Here is a 21,801-nt window from a genome sequence, read left to right on the forward strand (position 1 = left end):
CACCTCGCCGCACCGCGCAGCGACCACCCTGGCCTGATTTCGATGCTCAACGACTGATCTCTCCATTTGTCGGTGCGGCTCTCGGAGCCGCCATGAGTGGGCCGCCACCGCTGGACCATCGAATACACCAGGGCCTGGCTCGCCGACTGCCGTCGACTCCACCGCCGCTACGAACGCAAAGCCGAACACTTCCTCGCCTGCACCCTAATCTGCTCCCCCAGACTCGCCAAATGAGATGACCTCTTAATCGTGCCCCTAGTTGGCAGAGTTGGCGCTCCTCCAGTGCGGCGACGCTGAACCGTAGGTACCGCTCGTCGGAGGGCGTCAAGAGGGAGCCCGGGAGCCCGGGAGCACGGCGACGTCCTGTTCCCGCACTGACCTGCACGCCCTTCGACATCCGCGGCATGACCAGCCCCCGCGGCGACGGTGCCCGGTGCCCGGCCATGCTCCGTGGCGGGCGATCAGGGCCACGATGCCGGAAACCTCCGTGGCGTAGGAGCGCCGAGCGTATTGCTACTCCAGCAGCTTTCACCGGGTGCAGTAGCTTGCCAAACGCCCCCTGGGAACGACCAGCATGCCGCAGTACAGGACAACCGGAGGATCGCCCATGCCCCGAGAGGCGCCGTACCTCGCAGTGGCCGACGTGCTGCGCGCACGGATTCTCGCGGGAGAGTGGGAGATCGGGGAGCGCCTGCCGTCCCGGGCGCGACTCGCCGTGGAGTACGGGGTCGGACGCAACGTCATGCAGAGGGCCGTGGACCGTTTGATCATCGACGGTCTCCTCGAAGGGCGTGCCGGATCGGGCACCTACGTCCGCATGCCGCGAGAGCGCCTGCGGTTGGTCCGCTCGCGACACCACGAACGTAGGGAGGGCTCCCGCCCCTGGCCGGACAGGAAGGAGCGGGGCAGGGCCGACGCCTGGGATTCACACAGCCAGGTGCGCGTACCCGCCCCCGAGGCAATCGCCGAGCGGCTCGCCATCAGCCCCGGGAACCTTTGCGTCAATACGCACTACGAGTTCCTCGCCGACGGGCAACCCGTCCAGCTCTCCGAATCCTGGGAGCCGATGGCCATCACGGACGGAACGCCGATCGTGCTGCCCGAGATGGGCCCCCTGGCGGGAAAGGGAGTGGTTGAGCGAATGCGCTCGATCGGCGTGGTCATCTCGACCGTGGTCGAAGTGCCACGCCCTGCTCGTGCCACCCGGGTGCAGGCGAACCTCCTGGGGATCAGCGTGGGAGACCTCGTGCTGCAGATCGAGCGGACCATCTTCGACACGGACGGACGTCCGGTGGAAACGGCCGACATGGTCATTCCGGACGCGCGCCGCGAAGTGGTCTACGAATTCGGAGTCGACCGCCCGTAGTCGTTGAAGGCATCAGAGAGACGTCACGCATTCGACAGTAGGGCATTGGAATGTCAAAACCTTTCCGGCTCGGCCTCTTGCACGATCGGGACTTCGGACGATTGTTCGCCGCGACTGCGCTCGGCCAACTGGGCGACCGCGTCATCTTCCTGGCCCTGCCGCTGGTCGCCATCGCGGCACTGCATGCCGATGAGTTCCAGGTCGGAGTGCTGACCGCGGTGACCACGGCAGGATCGTTACTGGTGGGGTTGCCGGCAGGCGCCTGGGTGGACCGCATGCGGAAGCGATCGGTGATGGTCAGCACTGATCTCGCTCGCGCGCTCGTCCTCTTGACGATACCGGTGGCGTGGTGGGCTGGCCTTCTCACCATCTGGTGGCTCTACGCAGTCGCCCTGGTTCATGGAATGTTGACCGTCTTCTTCGATGTTGCGTACGTCAGCTATCTCCCACACTTGGTCGGGCGCGGCAACCTCGTGGAAGGAAACTCAAAGCTGTCAGCAATACGCTCGGCAGCCAGTATCGGCGGGCCGGCGTTGGCCGGGCCACTGGTCGGCCTGGCAGGGTCCCCTGCAACGCTTCTGATGAGCTCGGCAGGGATGGCCATGTCGGGGTTGCTCGCGATCACCATCCGGAAACGCGAACAGGTGCCAGAGCCGAGCGGGAACCATCAGCTGGGTCGAGAGATCAAAGAGGGGCTGAAGTTCCTCATCAAGCATCCCGTCTTGCGCGCAATCGTGTTGGGGGATGCGATATTCAACGTCTCCCTGGTCATGTACCAATCCATGTTGTTGGTCTTTTTGGAGCGGGAGATGGGCCTCCAGTCCTCCGGCATCGGCCTCGTTCTGTCGGGAATGGGATGCGGCGCCTTGCTGGGTGCCCTGTTGGCAACCAGAGCCTCGAAGTGGGTCGGGCAAGGTCCGGTCATCTGGCTCGCGCCACTCGCCACCTGTCCGTTGACCGTCCTCATGCCGTTCGCACGCACGGGTTGGAGCGTGCACGTGGCTGCGCTCGGACTCGCGGCCCTTTCCCTGGGTGGAGTCGTGCGCGTGGTGGCTCAATCGAGCATCCAACAGGCCCTGACGCCAGATCGACTCCTGGCCCGGACGAGCGCAACAGCCCGGTTCGTTGCCTGCGGCGGCATTCCCCTCGGTGGGCTTTTGGGCGGAGCCTCTGGCTCTGTGTTCGGAGTAACGGACACCCTGTGGATCGGTGCAGCCGGTATGACGCTGAGCGCCCTTCCGGGCTTCCTCTCACCGCTTCGAACGCTTCGAACACTGCCCGCGGAGAAGGCCCCCGAGCTCGCACGCTGAGGCACGAGCCCCGTCGGCCTCCTCGACCCGCTCGGCAGGACCGGCGTGCCCGTAAGGGGAGCAGTCGCCGATGCAACAGGACGGTCAGCTCAGTCGGCCCCGCGGCGGGCCGTCGTAGTGCGGCGCTGCCCTCGTCACTGCCGTCTCCGACGCGGCCCGAAGTACCACCTTCTTTCCTCTCTGGAAAGAAGGTGGTACTTTCCTCATGAGAAAGTACATGGAAGATCGACGAGCAGGAACGCCAACATGACCGCTTTCGACGCCCAGACCGCCCTCAACGCCATACATCACCGTCAGGAGCAGACGCTCGACGAATACGTTCGCCATGCCCACTCCCGCCCCTACCTGATCATTTCGGCGCTGGGCCTGTTCGCCGTGTGCTCGTCCTTCGATCTCCCGAGCCCCTGGAAGGCCGCCGCGGTCCTGGCCGGGAACGCTCTGACCCTGGGAGGCCTCTTCGTGCACCAACGCAGGGCCCCCGTCCGCCGGAAGATCGTCGGCTCGGAGGCACTGTTCTACGCGGCCATAGGAGTGCTCCTTCTCGTGCTTTTCTGGGTGGTGGCCATCGGCGCCTACTTCCTCGGCCTGCCGGCACGGCACACCCTCGCCGCAGCCGTCACCGCCCTTGCCACCGTGGTCGCCTCGTACGCGCTGCGCCCGGTCGTCGGGACCATCATCCGCAGGAACGGCCACGCCTGATGGATCCTGACTTCGACGAGTTCCTGCACGTCCCGGCGCGACTCTCGGTGGTCGCGCTCCTGGCTCCGGCCGACTGGGTGGAGTTCGGATTCGTCCGGGACGCGGTCGGCACCAGCGACTCGGCCCTGTCCAAGCAGGCCGCTGCGTTGGCAGACGCCGGATATGTCGAGGTCCGAAAGACGCGGAACCGCACGGGACGGCAAACCCACCTCCGTCTCACCCCGTACGGGCGCCAGGCATTCCAGCGGCACGCCTCGGCACTGGAGCGGATCGTGGCGGCAGCGCGCAACCGCCCGGAATAGCCTCAGAAGTGCACCTGACGACGCGCAATGCGGACAAGACCGACGCGCCCGACGCCCGAACGGCCCGGACTTCCCGGACGGCGCGCGAGTTCGTGGGCCGTGGACGGCCTTGAGGAACTGCAGGTACAGCCGCTCACGCAAATGCGGCGGAGCGGCGGTGTCCGCGAGGCCGCCAGACCGTCAGCAGGATGTGACCGGCTCCCGGGCAACCACACGCCCAACTCCCCATCGGGACCCGGCAGATCACACCACCCCTGCGACGGTGAACATCGTGGCCCCGCCCCCCATGCACCCGGAGCCCCCATGAACCGTACCCCTGGTTTCTCCCTCTCCCGCCGCGGCCTCATGCGCACCGGTGTTGGCGCTTCGCTCGCCGCGCTCGGGTTTGGCGTCGGCGCTCAGACCGCTTCGGCTGATGTGACCGTGACCAAGCGGTTCGACCTCACGGAGTCGTCGTACGACCTGTTCCGGTCCAAGGACACGCACGGTGCACGCGTCCAGCAGAGTTTTGCCTTCGACTGGGTGAACAAGTTCCTGTTCGTGGCAACCAAGCGGAGCGGAAGCGACGAGTCCGACGGGGACCTGTGCATCAACAAGATGGACTTCGACGGGAACTACCTCTCGTACATGCACCTCAACGGCTTCGGCCACGGCGTCGCCTTCGCCGCGCTGCCGAGCGGTTCCGGCACCGAGCTGTGGATCGAGTGCGCCGCGAACACCAGCGGCTACGGCACCGCGCTCGCCCCCATCCGTTACACCGCCAACGCCACCCTGGACTCGCCGGCCGCCGCGGCCGCCTACCGGCCGATCTCCGGGGCCACCGAGTACACCTGCTCCGTCGACCCGGTCTACCGGCGCATGATCGTTCGATACCACACCAGCGCCGGCAAGCGCATCGCCGTCTACCCGCTCTCCGCCTTCGAGACGCGCAACTTCGGCTCCCCGCTGGTCGACTTCAAGCGCCGACGATCTCCGGCACCCCACAGGGCTACACCCTCTACGGCTCGTACATGTACTACCTGACGGGTGACGCGTACCCCGGCGACGGCACCCCCACCGGCGACGGCAACACCTACGTCACCACCGTCGACATCAAGACGGGCACCGTGACGCAGGGCCCCGTCCTCACCAAGGCCGGCTCCACCCTCCACCACCGCGAGCCCGAGGGCCTGGCGATCTACCGCACCGACGCCGGCGAGGCCCGACTCTTCATCGGCTTCACCACCGGCGTGGAGGGTGACCGGCGCTCCAGCATCTTCTACAAGAACGCGCTGGTCTGAGTCATGTCCGCCCGGCGGCGCGTCGTCCGCCGCCGGGCACCGGTCCCCGGCCCGAGGTCCCCGGCGACCGGCAGCCGTCCCCATCGTCCGCCGCCGTACCTGACGCCGTACGAGCCCCCTCGACGCGACGCCCTGACCAGTCGCTATTGTCCCTCTGCCGGGCCTGGCCCGGTTCGTGAAACGCGGGCTCCGCGGGGAGGGCAGGCACAGCGGTGGGCGACGACGACAAGACGGTGCAGAGGTTGGACCTGGAGGTCGACGAGCGGTCGTTGTCCCACCTGGGCTGGCGGATCGACGAGATCGAGGCGCGCCTGATCACCACGACCTACGGGGAGTGGGAGCACCACCAGGAGATCGCGCTCTCCGCAACCGCCCGGTTCCTCGGGGAGGACTGGTCCGACCGCTTCGGCGGCGGTGACTACGCGCCCGCCCTCCTGCTCGGAATCGGCCGCACGGGCTCGCCCACCCCACCCCTGTACAAGCGGCTTGTGATGGAGACCGTGACGAAGGTGTCCGAGCGCCCCCGGCGCATCTGCGAGACGAGCAGCTCGTGGGAGCGTGAGAGCCCCCTCGCGCCCGAAGAGATCACCTTGCGGATCACCGCCCTCGACGTGGAGGAGATCGAGTCCGACTTCGACCTCGCGCCCGAGAAGCACTCGGCGCTCCCGGTCGAGGTGATCGACGAATCGACACAGACCAGCGCAGTACGGCTCACGGTCACCACGAGCAGCGCCAATGTCCTGCACGACCTGTGGGACAGCCGGCTGCGCGTGCACCTCGCCGGCAGCGCCGTGTTCGGTGCCCCCGAGCAGCTGCTCGCCGCCCACCTCGCCGCGCACGACTGGCGCGACCAGGACTCGACGCTCGAGGACGTGTGCCCCTTCGAGGTGAGCCTGCCCGGACTGGTCGTCGAGGTCCTGGAGGAAGGGGGAACCCTGCTCCGTGAGATGGAGATCAGCTTGTACGGCAGCATCCCCGTGGGCGAGGCGGGCAAGCTGCCCGCGCGCAGGCCCCGTTGGATCGCCGACGCCAACTACGACCTTCCCCGCACCGCCCTTGAGCCCGCGCGCGTCATCGTCCGGATCGTGGACGACGACGGCCTGTGAAGTATCCGCCCGGGACCGGGCAGGACCAGGCGGGGGAGCGCGGCCGGGCCGCAGCACGCTGCCGTCACACGCGGCATTCAAGAACCTCTCCTCTGCCGAACCGTCCCCCCGCCGGCACCGGGAGACCGATCACGTGATCGGCTGTGTGGTCCCGTCAGGCAGCGCGCAGGTTTCGCCGGCGTAGGGCCGTGCCGTGACCTGCCCGCCCGCAGCAGTGCACTCGTCCCGGGTGATGTTCGGAGACGAGGCGGCTTCGGCGCTGACAGCACCGACGGCGCTCGCGCCGGCTAGGGTCGCCGCGGCCAGGGCGAGGCCCAGGATTCTTCGCACCCGCATGACTTCCTCCTCTCGGGCGCCTCCGTTCGGCCTTGGGGAGGAACAAATCTCAGGACGAGGGCGCCCTCCTACTCAGCATGGGCGTTCCACATGAGGCCCGCAGCTCGACGCCACGGGCGCAGGCCCGCCCAGTAGGGGTGGGTGCGTAGGCTCCCGGCGAGGGCGATCAGCCGGCGCCGCAGGTCGTACCGGCTCCGGGGCGGAGGCCGCGCGAGCTCGGCAAAGACCTGCTCGGTCCGCTGCCACGCCCTTTCGAGCGTGATCAGGTCCTCGGGGAAGCTAAACGGTGGTCACCGCATCCAATGTGAAATTCATATGCGATATCTCGGTCGGTGCCCCACACCGGTCATCGGCCGCACGCGGTGTGACTGATTCCCCATCATGTTCGTCAAGGGCGCCGGGTACGCGGTGGAGGCCGGGAAGTGATCCCGGCGCTCGCCGCGGCAGCGGGTGGGATCCTGAACGGATGAACGAGGCATCCGCTGCTCTGGCGACCGCCCGGTGGCCGCTGACCGCGGCTGGGGAGACTGATTGGCTGCGGGAGCTGGCCGACGATGACGGGCTCACCGGCTTCGTGCCGCCGGCACTGCCCGACGCCGCCTGGGTGCTCCACTCCATGTACGAACACGAACTCGGGCCCACCGACATGTCCTATGTCGCGTATCAACGAGCCGTGCTGAACGGCGGCGGGCCCGAGATCATCCCGGGCCTCGACCCCGCGGACGTGTTCGGGGGGACGCCGGGCGAGCCCCGCGGCCCGCGTTGGCGCCGGCTGCGCTGGGCGGAGCTCTCGCGGCGGACCGGTGATCCCGTGGCGCCCGAGGGGCGGCTGCCCTGCTACCGCTCCTTCCCCTCGCTCCGGGAGCCGAGCGGATGGCCGGTCGGCATCGACGGGCCGTCCGAGGGCAGCCTGGACCGGACCGACTGGAACCGCCTCGTCGACATCCTCACCGAGCACAGCCCGCAGGGTGCGGAGACCCGCTGCCTGGCCTACTACAACCCGCTGTTGCAGAGGGCCGAGGACTTCGACAACCTGCACGTCCGGGCCGGCACGCTCGCGGATGCCAAGGCGTTGTACGACCACCCCGAGGAGGACGGTTGGACCCCCTCCAACCTCTGGGCTCAGGACCGGTCCTGGGTCCTCTGCACGGACTACGACCTTTGGGCCACCAAGGTCGCGGGCCCCGCCCCGCTCGTCGAGGCCCTCCTGAACGACACGGAAATCGAGGCCCTCCGACTGCCCTGGGCCCACTGATCCCGACCGTCCGGCCTGGGAACGACGAGGTCTGGCCGAGAGGCCGTATGAGGCCTTATGAAGCGCACAGTCACCAGGGCGACATGAAGGTCTTCGAGGTGGGGCAGAAACGGACTGCGATCTGCACGTCGATGTCAGCGATCTCATCGTCCAGAGCCAACACCGCCCTGGCCAGGGTGCTGACCACAGCCGCAGGAGTCCCCTTCTTCGCGACCCCGGACCGGCTGACTGCCTTCGCCGGCCTTGCGCCGGTTCATGGGACGCGAAGCGTCGAAAGGGTGCCGATCGAGGGCCCACTTGGTGCTGTCAGAGGTGTCTGGCAGGGTGTGCCCCGTGAATGAGCAGGCGACGGATTCGCGTTCCGCAGCAAGTGGAGCGATACGGCGGACACCCACCCGCCCGGTCGACGTGGTGGGACTCGTACCCGGCCTGGCAGCATGGGCTCGGGAAGCCATCCGTCTCCACCCGAGGCGCGGCACGCCGTCGAGCAGGCAGAGTTCCGTGGGCGGTCCCCTGCTGTGGCCGGAGGACGAGGCGTGGCCGGCGTGCACGAGGCCGCACCAGGACCTCGGTATGGGCATGCCGAGCAGCGCGCCGGTGCCGATGGTGCCGGTCGTGCAGATCTTCCACGCGGACGTACCGTCCGGCGGCGTGGTGCCCTTCCCCCTCGGCAGGGATGTTCTGCAAGTCCTGTGGTGCCCGTTCAATCACCTTTCCCCGGCCTCACCATGGCCCGTGGTCCTCTGGCGCGACTCCGCATCCGTACGGGCCGTCCTCCCGACACCGGCAGCCGACCCGGAGGCCGACGACTGGCATGTGCCGGCGCCGTGCGTGGTCCACCCCGAGCGGGTGACGGAGTATCCGTCATGGGATCTACCGGAAGACCTGACCGACAAGTGGCAGGAGGACTTCCACCGGCTGGAGGAGGCGGCTCCGCTCCTGTCGTACGCCACCCACCTCGCCGAGGCGCCGGGCACGAAACTCGGCGGATACCCATCCTGGTTCACCGCACCAGGCGACACCGACTGCAAGCAATGCGGCCGACCGATGGACCACCTGCTCACCGTGACCAGCCACGAGAGTGACGGCGCCTCGTGGCGCACGTGGCTCCCGGCGGAGGACCGGGACGAAGACGGCCGCCGAGCCGTCCCTCTCGACCCCACCGGGCTCGACCTGGGCAGCGGGGGTGCGGTGTACGTCTTCGAATGCCGGTCCTGCCCGAACCGCCCCTTCACCCACTGGTACGACTCAAGCTGACCGACGTACCGCACGTGGCGGTCATGCCGTGCCGGCTGTCGCGCTACGGCTACGCCCAAGCCCGCCGAGCGCGGACTCGGCCCGGCGGGCCGTCCAGCGTGCTCGGCATACGTCCGTGTCCGGCGCCGAGCACGATGAGCACCACCCCGCTTGCCCCGCCCGGCATCGGCAGTTGATCACTCGCGGACCGGGGCCTGTTGCCGCAGTGATCGTGCGTTGCGGGTCATGGAGTGGTGGTACGCCGCCACGAACCGTCCGATGCCGAGCGGGAACTCGTGCCGCCGTTGTGCGTTCTGCGGCGCTCGCCTGTGGCGACGTCGATTCCCTCGAGCGTGACCGGCCAGGGCGCGTAGCGCCCTTTCAAAGCCGGTCGATGCCGAGAGCAGGGAGCGCGTGGCCGCCGCTCGCCATCGAGTCGGTGGCGGCGTCCGGCGAGGATGTCCTTGTTGCCGGGGACGCCGGTGGCGGCCGAGGCGACGGTCTGGGCCGAGCTTGCGGCGGGCGAGGACGAGGACGGTCAGCGCGGTGGCGGCGCCGCCGGCGGGGAGCGCGGCGAGAACGTCGGGGTGGGCGGCGAGGGATGCGGCGAGCGCGGTTCCGGCCGCCTGCCCGGTGCCGACCGACAGGATCAGCCAGGCGTACCCCTCGGTGCTGCGGGAGGCGGAGGCGAGAGCGTCCACGGTGTGGAAGCCGTTCGTGATGATCAAGGTGAAGAACAGCCCCGGGATCGCCGTGAGGGCGAAGGCCGTGCCGGGTCCGGGCTGGGCCAGCAGTGGCGTCCAGCCCAGGAGGAACAGGGCGCTGGTGGCGATGAGTTGGGACTTGGTCGTACCGGGCCATGCCCGGCGGGCGTAGATCAGGCTGCCCAGGAAGCTGCCGGTGGAGAACACGGCGGGAAGCAGCCCGCAGAGCATGGCCTGCCCATGGGTGCCGGCCATGCCTGCGGCCCACACGTTCATCGCTCCGAACGCGAACCCCGTTCCTGCCAGCGCGGTGAACAGCAGGACCAGGCCGGCGCTCATCAGCCGCCCTCTTTCGGCCACCCCGGCGGCTGGACGCCAGGTCTGCGAAGGTGCGGAGGTCAGCACGACCGTCGTGCCCACCAGCCCGAGGGCGGCGGTCGCGGCCAAGGCGGTGTCGGGCCCGTGCGTGGTCGCCAGCCACGAGGCGAGCAGGGGGCCAGCGATGTAGAGGAGTCCCTGCGAGCCGGTGTCAAGGGCTTGTACGACGCGGCGCCGCCCGAAGTCAGGCAGAACTGTCGGCCACAGCGCCCGCAGCCCTGCCTCCAGCGGCGGTGTGACCAGACCCGCGAGCCCGACGACCGCGGTCACCGCCGCGGGGTGCCCGCATGCGCGGATCAAGGGGAGCGCTGACAGGCAGCCGGCGTTGAGCAGCACCGCCGGTGTCGACACACGGGTTTGACCGTAGCGGTCCATCAGCCTGCCCTTGACCGGCTGGGACAGCCCGGACGCCAGCCCGTAGAGGGCGGCGAGCATTCCGGCGAAGGCCAGAGACCCCCCGTCGCCGGTGATCCACAGAACGAGCCCCACGGGAACCATGGAGTTGGGCAGGCGCCCGATCAGGGTGCCGCCGAGCAGGCGGACGACGTGGCGGCTGCCCAGTACGGCGCCGTACGTGGCGAGCGGCGGGGCAGTGGTCGGGTGTTCGGCCAGGGTCAACAGGGCAGGGCTTTCCATCAGAGGGAGTGCAGGGCGGGGGCAGGGCCTGGACCAGGGAGCCATCGTCGTCGCGCGGACGCGGCGGTGACCGAAGGTGCTGCGGCCACGGGCGTCGTGCCGACGGCCGGTGAGCGGGGCACGGTGCGGGAGGCGTGACATAGGGCGGCAGGACCACGGCGGCGTCCTCCAGGTGCCGGCCGATCCGTGCGAGGTCGTGGACATGATGGTTGGCTTGCACCGAGAGCAACCGCGGGCGGACGGCGAACTCACGGCAGGCCCGGGTGTTCCGCGTGGTTGCCCAGATGGCGCAGGTGTCGAGGAACCCGGAGTCGGGAGCGTAACCCGGAGCCGACCGGCCACCGCGGAACTTGTGATCTTCCGACAAGACTGCGGGAATTGACCGCAGTTGTGGCGGGCCGCACGCGCCTCGTGCGGCGCACGGACGATGACCGGTCGGCGCGGACGGAGTCACCTCCCGCGCAACGTGTCCTGGAGTCGGCGAACGGCGCCCCGGTGGAGGCCGGGCAGCCTCCTTCGGCCAGGAGACGCAGGACGTGCTCGCCCGGACCGTCGCGGTGGGCGCGTTCGCCGGCCGGCTTTCGTCGCGCCGGCCGTACTGCATTCAGTCGGCCGTCGATCGCCCCAGATCCACCCCGGCAACCAGAGTCGTGAGGAATCCGCCGGTGCGGACGGCGGCCTGGGCGGCGGTGAGGGGCATGGCCACCCAGAGAGTTCCGGGGGCAAGACCACAGGGCCGCCCCACCAGCACCCGCCGCCGATCGGCCCGTTGGCCTTCACGAGTACCAGGAACGCGGCGACGGCTGGCAGGACTGCTGGAGAGCATGCGCCGCCCCACCCGTGGCAAGGCCACCGACACTCCACGCTGACCGGGAGGCAAGCGCTTGCCCGGACGACTTCGGTGCTCAGGCCAGGGCGCTGGTGGCCATCTGGCCCGGCACGAGGATCGAGGCCACGGCGCCGGTCCTGGTGCGCCCGATCCAGACCGGGGCCCATCCCTCGGCGACGTCAAACGCGATGAGGTCGGCCTTGCACCCCTCGTTGCTGCTCTTCTCGAACCAGCCGCCGCTAAGGTCCTCGGTGTCCCGGTCGGGGGCGGGCGTCGTTCCCCACGAGGCTGTGGCCTGTCGGAATCGGTGGAATGGTGCCGTCAGCGCTTCCCAGGCCTCGGCGTCGGCGATGGCTCCCATGGCCTCGCTGTCAGAGTGGAACCCGGCTGCCGCGACGTCCGCATCCCCGATGTCGTCGTTCACCCCTACACCCGCCTCCCAGACGATCACCGGGTCGTCACTGACGCACAAGCGGGTGGCGGCACATTCCCGTCCGTCGAAGTACTCGCCGCCGTGCTCGTACGGCGCCTCCGTCCAAGCCGCCTCGACGCGGTACGTGCCCGGGGGAACGCGGGCCACGATCTCGCGCCCACGGTCCTCGGACCAGGGAGAATCGACGATCAACCGACCACTGGGGACACGGATCGTGGTGACTTTCTCCACCTCGACCACCTCGACGAACGTCGCAGGGTCGTCGGCGCGCACCCCAAGACGCGCGCCGGGCACGAAGACCGACTCCAGGAACCCTGCGTCCCGCGGACCTGCCACCAGTCGTGCATTCCCCACCCACGCCATCGCGCACCCCCGCATCTCCATCAACCACCGGCGTCGCCGAACCATACGTGGCACCACTGACACCGGGGACGTCCGATCCCGTGCTCACAGGGCGGCCAGGCGCCTCCACTGGACGTGGCCGGTGGTGAGCAGCTGGGCGCGGTAGTTGTCGCATGCGCGCGGACCCGCCCGGTCCGAGCTTGCAGGGCGTAAGCGCCTCCGACCGCGATTGCCGTGACCTCGGCCTGCGACCTGTGATCCAACGAGGTCCTGGGCCCGTTCAAGACGGTCCGGGAACCACCGGCTGGAGGGCAGGAGCAGGCGACGCGTGGCGTCTGTCAGGGCGCTCCCGCCGGCCTGAGGTCGGTGAGCACCTCGCGGGCCGCCCTCGCCCCCGAGGCGAGTGCCCCCTGGAGCGAGCCCGTCGCGCGGTGGTCCCCGCAGACATAGCGGCCCGGTGCGAAGCGGGTGGTCCGGGTGAGCGGCATCGGCGGGTGCATGGCGGGCAGGGCGTTGCGTACCGTCACGCGGTGCACCGGCTCCCAGGTTCCCGTGTCCACGCCGTACGCCTCGGCGAGTGCGGAGAGCACGGCGGCCTCTTCCGCCGGGGCGGGGGCACCGAGCACGGAGGTCGACACCAGACTCCGCCCGTCACGGGAGTAGCCGGGCTGGACCTCGGTCAGGACGCACGTGTTCAGGAACCTGCGGCGTGCGTCGACCAGCAGGGTGGGTTCCGTGAGGGGAGAACGTTCGACCGCGTGGTAAAGGGTCGTCACGGTCCGCCCCACAGGCGGCTCGAGGCCGGGCAGCAGGCGTGCCGCGGCGTTGGCTCCGGTGGCGACGACGACGGCCCGTGCCCGCACTTCCCCGTCTCGGCACGCCACCCCCGTTGGCGTCAGCGCGGAGACCGGCGACAGGGTGCGCAACATGCTCTGGGGCAGCCCGGCGGCTAGTTGAGCCGGGACGGCGCCGATGCCGTCGCGGGGGAGGCAGAGCGTGCCGCGCAGCATGCTGCGCCAGACAAGGTGGAAGAAGCGGGCGGAGGTCTCCAGGGAGTCCTCCAGGAATACCCCTGACAGGAAGGGCCGGAAGAACGTTTCGACGAAGTCTTCGGAGAAGCCCGCGTCGGCCAGGGCCGTGCGGGTGGTGACGTCGGGTCGGGCCCGCACGCGGGAGGCGGGTGCGAGCATGGCGTGGGCCGACAGGGCGCCGAAGGCGAGCAGGTCGCGCGGCTTGACCCGCCCGCCGGTGAGGAGACCGATGCCGTCGCGTGGGCGCCGCGTGGGATCGGCGAGTCGAAGCCTCCCGCCGTCGCTGTGGACCAGCACGCCGGGCGTGAACGGCCGCAAGAAGAGAGCGGGCAGGTCGAAGCGGCGCCTGACCTGCGGGTAGCTGGTGTTGAACACCTGGAAGCCGTGGTCGATGGTGAAGCCCGCGACCCGGTCGGTGCGGATGCGGCCGCCGACGGTGTCCTCGGCCTCCAGCAGACGCACCCGCAGGCCGGCCGCAGCGAGGTCCGAGGCGCATGCCAGTCCAGCGGCTCCCGCACCAATGACCACCACGTCGTGCCGGTCGTCCTGTGCCTCGGCCATGAACGCCCTCACACTTCTTGCCCGACTCGGATGGCTGCGGCTGTCGCCAGGCTACGCGCGGCTTCTGCGAAGCGAGGACGGACGCGCCGCACTTCGCTGGCCGCGGGGCCGGTCGCTCGACGCCGACTGCGGCGGCAGCTACTGAGCTACGGCGAGGCGCGGCCGCTGAGCCTGCCGGCGCCGTTGGCCTGAGCCGCCGGCCCGGCTACTGGGGCGGCTCGCACCGCTGGGGAAGCGTCACGGTCCCGGGCCGGTGCTCGAAGGTGTCCATGACCAGCCACTCGTCCAGCTCGGGGTCGTAGAGGTTCTGGACGCCGAACTGCAGTACCTGCCAGAAGGTGCCTCGGTCGTGCTCGTCGACGTAGATGTCGCCCAGTGCGAGCGGCAGGCGCGGATAGTTCCCGGGAGGCAGGTCCGGGAAGACCACGCCCACCCTCCAGTGGTTCACGCGTCGCTGCGGGGTGCGCCGTAGGGTCTCCGGCCCGACGAACCGGGCGTTCTCGAACCCCTGGTTCAGTGCCTCCAGGTTGAAGCCGGGGATGCGTGAGCAGGGATGCTCGTTCAAGCCGGGCCACTTGTACGTCAGTGTGTAGAGCGTGTCGTGGTAGATGAGGTTGGTGAACCAGATCGGGTACTGCGGGCCTCCCGCGGTCATCTGGCTGTCGCCGTCCTTGCCCTCCCAGGTGAACGGCACCGTGATGTCCAGGTCGCGGACGATCCACTTGCCCTTGCCCCGGAAGTCGCGGGGGAGTCGGGGCGGAGGCGGCGGGGGAGAGGCGTCCTGCTGTGCGGCTACGGTCTCGAACGCCGGCGCGGGTCCGGTCCGTGGCTCGGCATCGACCGAAGGCGGAGCCGCCAGGACGAGGGCGGCCGCTCCGACGAGAGCGGCCGGCGTAGCCGTCCGACGTCTGCCCTTCTTCCAGCCCATGATCTCCCTCAGTTGTCGTGTCGGGCGCCGTCACAATACGGAACAATTCCGGCGATGATGGGACACCATCCCCGGAATCGAATGTTCCGAAACCGGCGACTATCGAGCAGATCCGGCAGCGGGCCGCGGTGGTGTGGCTGCCCCGTGAATCGCTCCGCGGCCCGCCGAGCCCAGGCCAACAGCCGTCCACGACGCACCGCACCGTACGCAGTCGTCCGGTCTCGGGCCAGCGGGGGCGTTACGGTGGGCCGCGAGGGCCCTCTGAAGTCGGTCCGGGGATCGCGGCGGGTGAACCGATTTCCACCGAAGCGCGGCGGGAACCAACCGACTTCGCGACTTGCGCGGGTTGAAGAGCCGACCGCTACCCGTATGCGGGTGGGGCGCTCTGGAACCGGCCGGGGCCGGTGCACTTCGATGTGGGCAGCGGCGCGCACGTGCCGTTCTCGACGGAGCGGCACGCGGACGACGGCCGGTTCGGCCGCCCGAAGGCCGCTCTCCTGCGCGGTGCGTGCGCGGTGGATGCGCGTGCGGCCGGCGCGGGGCGGCTGCGCACCCGGTCGACCGGACCGCGCTCGACGACCAGCAGCCCCTGTACGAGGCCGACGTCGACCTGACCGGTCCGGTCGGAAACCCACACGGAGCGTGGGCCGCGTCAGCGAGCACCGCGCCGTCCTCGCTGACGGTCGACTGCTGCTCCGTGCCGTTCGCCGACAGAAGCACCACCCGGGTCCGTGCGAGTGCTCCCGTGCCTATCCGCCCCGGTTCGACGACATAGCGGCGGAGCCGAGGGTCGTGGTCGATGGTGACTGCTCACCTGCCGCTGACATGGGTGGCGAAAGGCCGTGGCATTCAGCATGCTCATGCCGACCGCCAAGCGTGGACGGCGGTCCGGCGGGAGGCGTACGCGAACGACCGGGGTCAGCTGGCCTCCCCGGTCGCGGTGACGGCCCGTTCGAACAGGAGCAAGGCCGACCAGGACCCGGCCGAGTGGCTGCCCGGCAGACGAGGCGGAGCGGGACCGGCCGTGGGACATCGCGGCCGGCTGCGGCGGCACCAACGTGGAGTTCACCCCGCCCCGTAGGACCGGGCTGGCCGAGAGCCGCCGGGAACGATGCCGTGACCGTAGAGACCCTCCTGGGCCCGTTGTCACAGCCGGCGGCTACCGTGCAGGTCAGCACGCAGCCAAGGCGAGGCGCAGGAGCGGGGAACGGGGAGCGGCAATGGTCCACGAGGTGGGGTACGCGCTGGCGCGGGATCGGGACGGAGCCACCGCCGATGCCTGAGACGACGTACGTGACCTTCGAGGAGTCCTGGGACGCGGCATCCCGTACCGGTGGTCGTGCGCTGTCCCCCGCGGAGGCGCGCGCCCGGGATGCCGCTGGCCTTCCGTACGCGGTGATCTACCGTGTGCCGGGTCGCGAAGTCCCGCTCGGGGTGCGGATGGTGGCATGGCAGGCCGGCATCCTGGATTCCTGGGCGTACGACGAGCACGGCCGCCGGACCGCCGAGGCCGAGCTGCGGCTGCGAACCGACGAGGGGCGGCTGTTGATCCGGCGCCTGCTCGTGCGGCGGTACCCGGACGCGCGGACGGCGGAGTTCGATGTGCACTGCCCTCGGACGGCGGTGGAGCTTTCAGACGGCGGTACCGCGCGTATCTCGCACCAGCCTGAGGGCATGCGGGGTGCCTCCCTGGAGGCGGAAGTGGCGGTGGCCGAGGAGCACCTGTGGACGGCCCGCCCCGGCTTCGACGACTGGCCGGCGCTCCCGGTCGAGGACACGCTGCCGGACTGGGTCGCCGCAGAGCTGGTCCGCGCGGCGTCCGAGTGGCGCCGGGAGCCCTCCCGGCTGCTCGCGTCCGCCGACTTCGACCGGGCCTTCCGGCCCGGCACCCACACGGCCGGGGTGACGGTCCTCGATTCGGCCCCGTGCGGCAGTGTGCGCGTGCCGAGTGGGGTGCTGGCGGTGGCTTGCCCGCGGAGCTGGGACGAGGTGCCGGGGATCACGGTGGCCGTGCCGCCGGGCACGTACCCGCTGAAGGCGGCCTTGGTTGAGGTCGCAGACAGAGGATATGGGCCCTACAAGGAGGTCACGGCCGTCCGGCTGCAGATCTGTGACGCCCCCGTGGCGGCCTGGGAGATGGCACTCGGGCCGGGTGACGACACGCTCCAGCTCCGTGCCGGAGAAGCCTTTGGCTTCGACACGGACGGGGCAACGGGCGCCTTCGGCGACGCCGGGGTCTGGCAGGACCTGCGGGACTTGCTGGAGCGGGCTCACCGGCCGGGTTCCCCGGAGGCCGACAAGCTCGCCAGCTCCGCAGCCGGCATGCACCTCGACGGCGGCGGCCTGGGCGCGGACCTGGCGGTCTTCTACACGGGCGGCGACGGCGTCTACCCGGTTTGGGTGGGCCGGTCCGCCTCTGGAGAGGTCGTCTGCGTCGACGTACGGACAGCCTTTGAGCGGGACCTCGAGGCGTGAGCTAGCTCGGCCCTCGAGTTCGCTTCGGCGTGCACGCGAACGGGGCCGGCCCACGGCGGCCCTCGGCGGCCCCTGGTGGCTCACGGTGGCTCACGGCGGGCCACGGTGCATTCAGCGTGGCCCGCCGCAGGTGCGGGGAGAGGACCCACCAGACCAAGGAAGCCAGGGGCGGAGCTCTCCGAGGCGAGGACGCCACCCGCAGCCGGAAGGGCCTGAGGGAGCCGTGCAGCGACCGTCAAGGAATTAGGGCGGCGCGGATGCCCCGTACGCCCGTCAGGCGATCGTCACCCTGCTGCGGGGGCGGACCCGGCAACGGCACACCCGGACGCGGGCACTTTGTCCGGGTGCGGATCGCACCCACATCAGCGCGTCAACGGTGGGCCGCACCCGGAAGAGAGGTGCAATGGCGACTGCGGGGAGCGGCACCTGCAACGGCCGCTCCCAGCCCCGTGGCGCTGTCGACCGCGGGCAGGTCCGGTAGCCGTCACACGTCGCTGGTCACCGCCCCGGTCGGCAGCCTCCAGTTCACTTCACCGTGGGCAGTGCCGCCGGGCGCCGTGACGTAGACGACGGTATGGGTCCTCCGAGGTGCTCCCGAGCGGTGGGTGGGAGGGCCTTCGAGCAGGTCACGGCGCTCTGCGAGATCCGAGATCCGAGATCCGAGAGTCAGGGTCGGCTTTGCCGTTGTGCTGGCGCGTCGTGCTGCCCGGCTGGTGCGGCTGGCCGGGCGAGTGCGCTGGGCCACCAGGCGCGCGGGCCGATGTCGATGACCAGCGCCGGTACCAGCAGTGAGCGCACGACGAGGGTGTCGAGGAGGACGCCGAAGGCGACGATGAAGGCGATCTGGACGAGGAAGGCGAGGGGGATCACCATCAGTGCGGCGAAGGTCGCGGCGAGGACCACGCCGGCGGAGGTGATCACGCCTCCCGTGGTGGTGAGTCCGCGCAGGACGCCCTGGCGGGTGCCCAGGACAAGGGCTTCCTCGCGGACGCGGGACATGAGGAAGATGTTGTAATCGACGCCCAGGGCGACCAGGAACACGAACCCGTAGAGCGGGACGGAGGCGTCAGTTCCGCTGAAGCCCAGCAGGTGTTCGAAGACGAGGGCGGACACGCCCAGCGTCGCGAGGAAGTTGAGGGCGACGGTCGCGACGAGCAGGACGGGCACGAGCACGGAGCGCAGGAGCACGATCAGGATCAGCAGGATGATGCCCAGGACGACCGGGACGATCACGGCGCGGTCGCGCGCGGAGGTCTGCTGGGTGTCGTACTGCTGGGCGGTGTAGCCACCGACCAGTGCGTTGGCCCCCGGGACCGCGTGCAGACGCTCGCGCAGCCGCTGGACCGTCTCCTTCGCGGCATCGCTGTCGGCGGCAGCCTCGAGCGTGGCGTCCAACCGCACCCGGCCGTCCACGACAAGGGGATCCCCCGTGCCCGGTCGGCCGCTCGCGGTGACCGGGGTGACGGCGTCAACGCCGTCTGTGGACTCGGCCGCAGCGCGCACTTGCGCGACGCGGCCGGCATCGGTGATGACGACGGCGGGATTGCCGGATCCGCCGGGGAAGTGCCGTGCCAGGGTCTGCTGGGCACTGACCGAAGGGGCGTCGTTGACGAAGATCTCGTCCAGCGGCACGCCCTTGGACGACAACATGGAAGAGAACCCGGCGAGTACCGCGAGCAGCAGTGTGGTGGATACCCACACGCGCCGCGGCGCGTGGTCGATCAGCTGGGCGATGCGCCGCCACACGCCGTGGCCCTCGACGGTGGCATCGGCGGGCTTGGGGGTGGCGGGCCAGTAGGCGGCCCGGCCCAGCAGCATCAGAGCGGCAGGCAGGAAGGTGAGAGTGGCGATCACCGAGCAGACGATGCCGATGGCACCGACCGGTCCCAAGGCGCGGTTGTTCGTGAGGTCGCTCGCCAGCAGCGCCAGAAGGCCCAGGGCCACGGTGGCCGCGCTGGCGGTGATGGCCCCGGCAGACCGGCGCACGGCAGCCACCGCGGCCTTCGCGCGGTCGCCCTGCCGGGCGAGTTCCTCCCGGAAGCGAGCTGCCAGGAGCAGGGCGTAGTCGGTCGCGGCCCCGATGACCAGGATGGACAGGATTCCCTGGACCTGGCCGTCCACACGGACCGCGCCGCGGTCGGCCAGAGCGTAGACCACGGCGCAGGCCAGACCGAGGGCGAACACCGAACTGATGATGATCACCAGGGGCAGTAGGACGCTGCGGTAGACCAGGAGCAGGATCAGTAGCACCGCTCCCAGGGCCACGCCGAGCAGCAGTCCGTCGATGCCGGCGAACGCGTCGGACAGGTCCGCCTGGCTGGCTGCGGGACCGGCGATCTGGACCGTGGTCCCCGGTACCCGCTGCGCCGCCTGCCGTACCTCTTCCAGGACTGCCGGGACCTCCTCGCCCAGGTCGGTGGCCAGCGGCACGACGGCCTGGAGTGCCCGGCTGTCGCCGGACACGACGGCCGGAGAGGGCGGAGCGGCGATGCCGTGCCTGCCGGCGAGACCGCCGACCGCCTGCGTGGCGGCCTCCTGCTGTCCGGCGCTGACACCCTTGCCGTCCGCCGTCCAGATGATGACGGCCGGGATGGAAGGCGACGTCTCGAACGCCTTGCGGGCTTCTAGAACCTGTGTGGACTCGGCGTTGCGCGGCAGGAATGCCGCCTGGTCGTTGGTGGCGACCTCGCCCAGCTTCCCCGCGTACGGTCCCAGCGTCCCGCCGATGCCGAGCCACACGATCAACAGCGCGAGCGGCACGATCCAGCGGGCCCAGCGCGGTGCGTTCTTCAAGGTGAGCCCCTCGCTCATAAAGTTAGGTCATTCATAAAGAATGTCAATCATCGAGAGACTATATGATCTGATCATGCGCGACACCGACAGCCCCTTGCCCTCACTTCCGGCCGACGACCCGATCGGGTTGCAGTCCTTCGCCGTCTTGCTGCGCCGGATGAACGCAGAGTTCAATCGCATCGCGCAGGAGTTCGCCCACTCCCAGGGCCTGCACCTCACTGACGTCCAGGCCCTCATCGCCGTTCTGGACGCGACCGACGGCGAAGAGGCCGGCCCCATGACTCCGGGTCGGCTCCGCAAGCAGATGAACCTCACGTCCGGCGCCATGACCGCATGCCTGGACCGACTGGAGAAGGCCGGCCACATCCGCCGCGTCCGGGCAGTCGACGACCGCCGGGTGGTCCACCTGCACTACGCCGAAGCAGCCAAGCAGGTCGCCCGGGAGTACTTCCGCCCACTGGCTCGCGGTACGGACGCCGCCCGCAAGGACTTCACCGGCGAAGAACTCCACGTGGTGGTGCGCTTCCTCGCTGAGATGAACCGACAGCTCGCCCTCGTGGGGCGATGAACCCCCTCCCGGCTGCGCCAGACACCCCCGTGAGCCCCCTCCGCCCGGGCGGAGCATTTGTTGGTCTGCGGGGGATCGTCAGCTGAACCTCGTCATCCGAGTGGCAGTGGCGCAGGCCCAGCGCTCGGGAGAGGTGGCCACTGACGGTGACTGCTCACCCGTAGCTGACATGGGTGGCGAAAGGCCGTGCCGTAGTCGTGCCGACCGCCGTCTCGGGCTCTGGCGCACCTTCTGTGGCGGTGCCCCGCTCCCGCTCGCCGGCCAGCGCCAGCGCGCGGGCTTCCTGCTGAACGTTTCGGCCCGGGCCCGTGCCTGAAGCGTCCAGGGCCCGTGGGCCGCGGCCTGTGCGGTACCGAGCAAGCAGGCGGGGGATCCCGCGTCCGGTGGAGCCAGGCCGTGAACTCGGCCGCCCGGGCCCCGTTGGACAGCAACGCGCCGACGGCCGGTGAGGTGGCCTCGCGGGCCAGGTTGCCGATGACGGCCGGGAGTTCCGTCGCGGCCGGGAGGACGCGGGACGGGCCTGCGCTGCTGTCGGTCGCGGGCGATCTCGTGCAGGGCCAGGAACACACTGGCGCGCGGGGGTGAATTCCGGCCCCGCGCGGGAAGCGGACACGCCGCGGGGAGGCTTCGGCGCAGTCCGCGCCGCGGCGGGACCGGCAGCGCTCAGCCCGGTAGGCGCACCGTCATCTCCACCGTCACGTCGTCTCCTGCCCCCAGCCCAAGCGGCGTTCGGACAGCGTTCTTGACGGGCAGCAAGTACCCGCCTTCCCTGGGGAAGAGCGACGTCTCGAAGGTGACTTCGCCGATACTGGCCTCGACAGGGACGACTCCCCAGCCGTAGGTGGCCGCCGAAGCCACCTGCCGTACGTCGGCGGACGGCTCTTCCGGCACGGGGACGAAATAGAAGGGCGCGGGACCACGCCACTCGATCACCTGACTGGCGAAGACCATGCGCATGAGGCAGTTCTCTCCTGGGAGGGCGGCGGGAGGCGTGTGGGTCCCGCTCACCCTACGCGGCGGCCACCCGTTGCTCGGAGGTCGGTTGGGCTTGCCGCCCGAGCGGGGTTGCTTCCCTGCGGAGCCCGGCCGCGGGGTGCGACCGGCCGCCCCGAGGTCGTCGACCCGGCGGTCCCCACCCACTTCTCCCTCTCGTACGCAGACCTTCTCGCCCTGCTCGCGGCGGCTCCGGTCCCGGTCCCGACCGCCGCGGACGCCGAGTATCCCGCCTGAGCC

General features: G+C 70.2%; 19 protein-coding genes and 2 pseudogenes. 14 read left to right on the forward strand and 7 right to left on the reverse strand.

The genetic code is table 11. From position 1 onward, the window contains the following. Positions 1-96: 96 nt before the first annotated feature. The 8 genes and pseudogenes from OG386_RS42095 to OG386_RS42130 all read left to right on the forward strand — a co-directional run. Positions 97-234: pseudogene (locus OG386_RS42095) on the forward strand (IS5/IS1182 family transposase); the annotation flags it as partial. Positions 235-607: 373 nt separating this feature from the next. Next, complete coding sequence (locus OG386_RS42100) at positions 608-1,366, forward strand: GntR family transcriptional regulator (RefSeq protein WP_328792589.1); 759 nt, start codon at positions 608-610, stop codon at positions 1,364-1,366. Positions 1,367-1,416: 50 nt separating this feature from the next. After that, positions 1,417-2,676 carry an MFS transporter gene (locus OG386_RS42105; RefSeq protein ID WP_328792590.1) on the forward strand — a complete coding sequence of 420 codons (1,260 nt, stop codon included), beginning with the start codon at positions 1,417-1,419 and terminating at the stop codon, positions 2,674-2,676. Between the two features lie 246 nt (positions 2,677-2,922). Continuing rightward, the gene (locus OG386_RS42110) at positions 2,923-3,375 is read left to right on the forward strand and encodes a hypothetical protein (RefSeq protein WP_328792591.1); all 453 of its coding nucleotides are present in this window, start codon (positions 2,923-2,925) and stop codon (positions 3,373-3,375) included. Beyond that, positions 3,375-3,677, forward strand: coding sequence for a winged helix-turn-helix domain-containing protein (locus OG386_RS42115; RefSeq protein WP_328792592.1), 303 nt, complete (start codon positions 3,375-3,377; stop codon positions 3,675-3,677). Before OG386_RS42110 ends, OG386_RS42115 begins: the two co-directional genes overlap by 1 nt. A 303-nt stretch (positions 3,678-3,980) precedes the next feature. Further along, complete coding sequence (locus OG386_RS42120; RefSeq protein ID WP_328792593.1) at positions 3,981-4,700, forward strand: phage baseplate protein; 720 nt, start codon at positions 3,981-3,983, stop codon at positions 4,698-4,700. Next, entirely contained in the window at positions 4,688-4,957 is a 270-nt protein-coding gene (locus OG386_RS42125; protein ID WP_328792594.1) for a phage baseplate protein, read from the forward strand. Before OG386_RS42120 ends, OG386_RS42125 begins: the two co-directional genes overlap by 13 nt. Before the next feature lie 212 nt (positions 4,958-5,169). Next, positions 5,170-6,063, forward strand: a complete 894-nt coding sequence (locus tag OG386_RS42130) for a hypothetical protein (protein ID WP_328792595.1) — start codon at positions 5,170-5,172, stop codon at positions 6,061-6,063. Positions 6,064-6,192: 129 nt separating this feature from the next. On the opposite strand, the gene OG386_RS42135 is transcribed toward OG386_RS42130, so the two are convergent. After that, complete coding sequence (locus tag OG386_RS42135) at positions 6,193-6,399, reverse strand: hypothetical protein (RefSeq protein ID WP_328792596.1); 207 nt, start codon at positions 6,397-6,399, stop codon at positions 6,193-6,195. 466 nt (positions 6,400-6,865) lie between these two features. Here OG386_RS42135 and OG386_RS42140 point away from each other — a divergent pair, with 466 nt between their 5' ends. Both OG386_RS42140 and OG386_RS42145 read left to right on the forward strand, forming a co-directional pair. Then, complete coding sequence (locus OG386_RS42140; protein ID WP_328792597.1) at positions 6,866-7,654, forward strand: hypothetical protein; 789 nt, start codon at positions 6,866-6,868, stop codon at positions 7,652-7,654. A 573-nt stretch (positions 7,655-8,227) separates the two neighbouring features. After that, on the forward strand, positions 8,228-8,911 hold the full coding sequence (locus tag OG386_RS42145) for a DUF1963 domain-containing protein (RefSeq protein ID WP_328792598.1): 684 nt from the start codon (positions 8,228-8,230) through the stop codon (positions 8,909-8,911). 176 nt (positions 8,912-9,087) lie between these two features. Here the strand turns inward: OG386_RS42145 and OG386_RS42150 are convergent, their stop codons facing one another. The 4 genes from OG386_RS42150 to OG386_RS42165 form a co-directional block, all read right to left on the reverse strand. After that, on the reverse strand, positions 9,088-10,608 hold the full coding sequence (locus OG386_RS42150) for an MFS transporter (protein ID WP_328792599.1): 1,521 nt from the start codon (positions 10,606-10,608) through the stop codon (positions 9,088-9,090). 905 nt (positions 10,609-11,513) lie between these two features. Beyond that, positions 11,514-12,164: a DUF4241 domain-containing protein gene (locus tag OG386_RS42155; protein ID WP_328792600.1), complete on the reverse strand. Its 651-nt coding sequence runs from the start codon at positions 12,162-12,164 to the stop codon at positions 11,514-11,516. Between the two features lie 386 nt (positions 12,165-12,550). Continuing rightward, the gene (locus OG386_RS42160) at positions 12,551-13,804 is read right to left on the reverse strand and encodes an NAD(P)/FAD-dependent oxidoreductase (RefSeq protein ID WP_328792601.1); all 1,254 of its coding nucleotides are present in this window, start codon (positions 13,802-13,804) and stop codon (positions 12,551-12,553) included. Positions 13,805-14,009: 205 nt separating this feature from the next. Then, a complete protein-coding gene (locus OG386_RS42165) occupies positions 14,010-14,732 on the reverse strand; it encodes a hypothetical protein (protein WP_328792602.1) in 723 nt (240 codons plus the stop codon). An 874-nt stretch (positions 14,733-15,606) separates the two neighbouring features. Here OG386_RS42165 and OG386_RS42170 point away from each other — a divergent pair. Continuing rightward, positions 15,607-15,729, forward strand: a pseudogene (locus OG386_RS42170) (HNH endonuclease); the annotation flags it as partial. A 278-nt stretch (positions 15,730-16,007) separates the two neighbouring features. Next, on the forward strand, positions 16,008-17,207 hold the full coding sequence (locus OG386_RS42175; protein ID WP_328792603.1) for a DUF4241 domain-containing protein: 1,200 nt from the start codon (positions 16,008-16,010) through the stop codon (positions 17,205-17,207). 666 nt (positions 17,208-17,873) lie between these two features. On the opposite strand, the gene OG386_RS42180 is transcribed toward OG386_RS42175, so the two are convergent. Continuing rightward, the gene (locus tag OG386_RS42180; protein WP_405786028.1) at positions 17,874-20,018 is read right to left on the reverse strand and encodes an MMPL family transporter; all 2,145 of its coding nucleotides are present in this window, start codon (positions 20,016-20,018) and stop codon (positions 17,874-17,876) included. A gap of 55 nt (positions 20,019-20,073) precedes the next feature. Between OG386_RS42180 and OG386_RS42185 the strand changes: the two genes are divergently transcribed. Continuing rightward, a complete protein-coding gene (locus OG386_RS42185; RefSeq protein WP_328792604.1) occupies positions 20,074-20,568 on the forward strand; it encodes a MarR family winged helix-turn-helix transcriptional regulator in 495 nt (164 codons plus the stop codon). Between the two features lie 663 nt (positions 20,569-21,231). Here the strand turns inward: OG386_RS42185 and OG386_RS42190 are convergent. After that, positions 21,232-21,525 carry a DUF1905 domain-containing protein gene (locus OG386_RS42190; protein WP_328792605.1) on the reverse strand — a complete coding sequence of 98 codons (294 nt, stop codon included), beginning with the start codon at positions 21,523-21,525 and terminating at the stop codon, positions 21,232-21,234. Between the two features lie 108 nt (positions 21,526-21,633). Between OG386_RS42190 and OG386_RS42195 the strand changes: the two genes are divergently transcribed. Further along, on the forward strand, positions 21,634-21,798 hold the full coding sequence (locus OG386_RS42195) for a hypothetical protein (protein WP_328792606.1): 165 nt from the start codon (positions 21,634-21,636) through the stop codon (positions 21,796-21,798). Positions 21,799-21,801 lie beyond the last annotated feature (3 nt).

Origin of the sequence: Streptomyces sp. NBC_00273, assembly GCF_036178145.1 — a bacterium.
Taxonomy (GTDB): Bacteria; Actinomycetota; Actinomycetes; order Streptomycetales; family Streptomycetaceae; genus Streptomyces.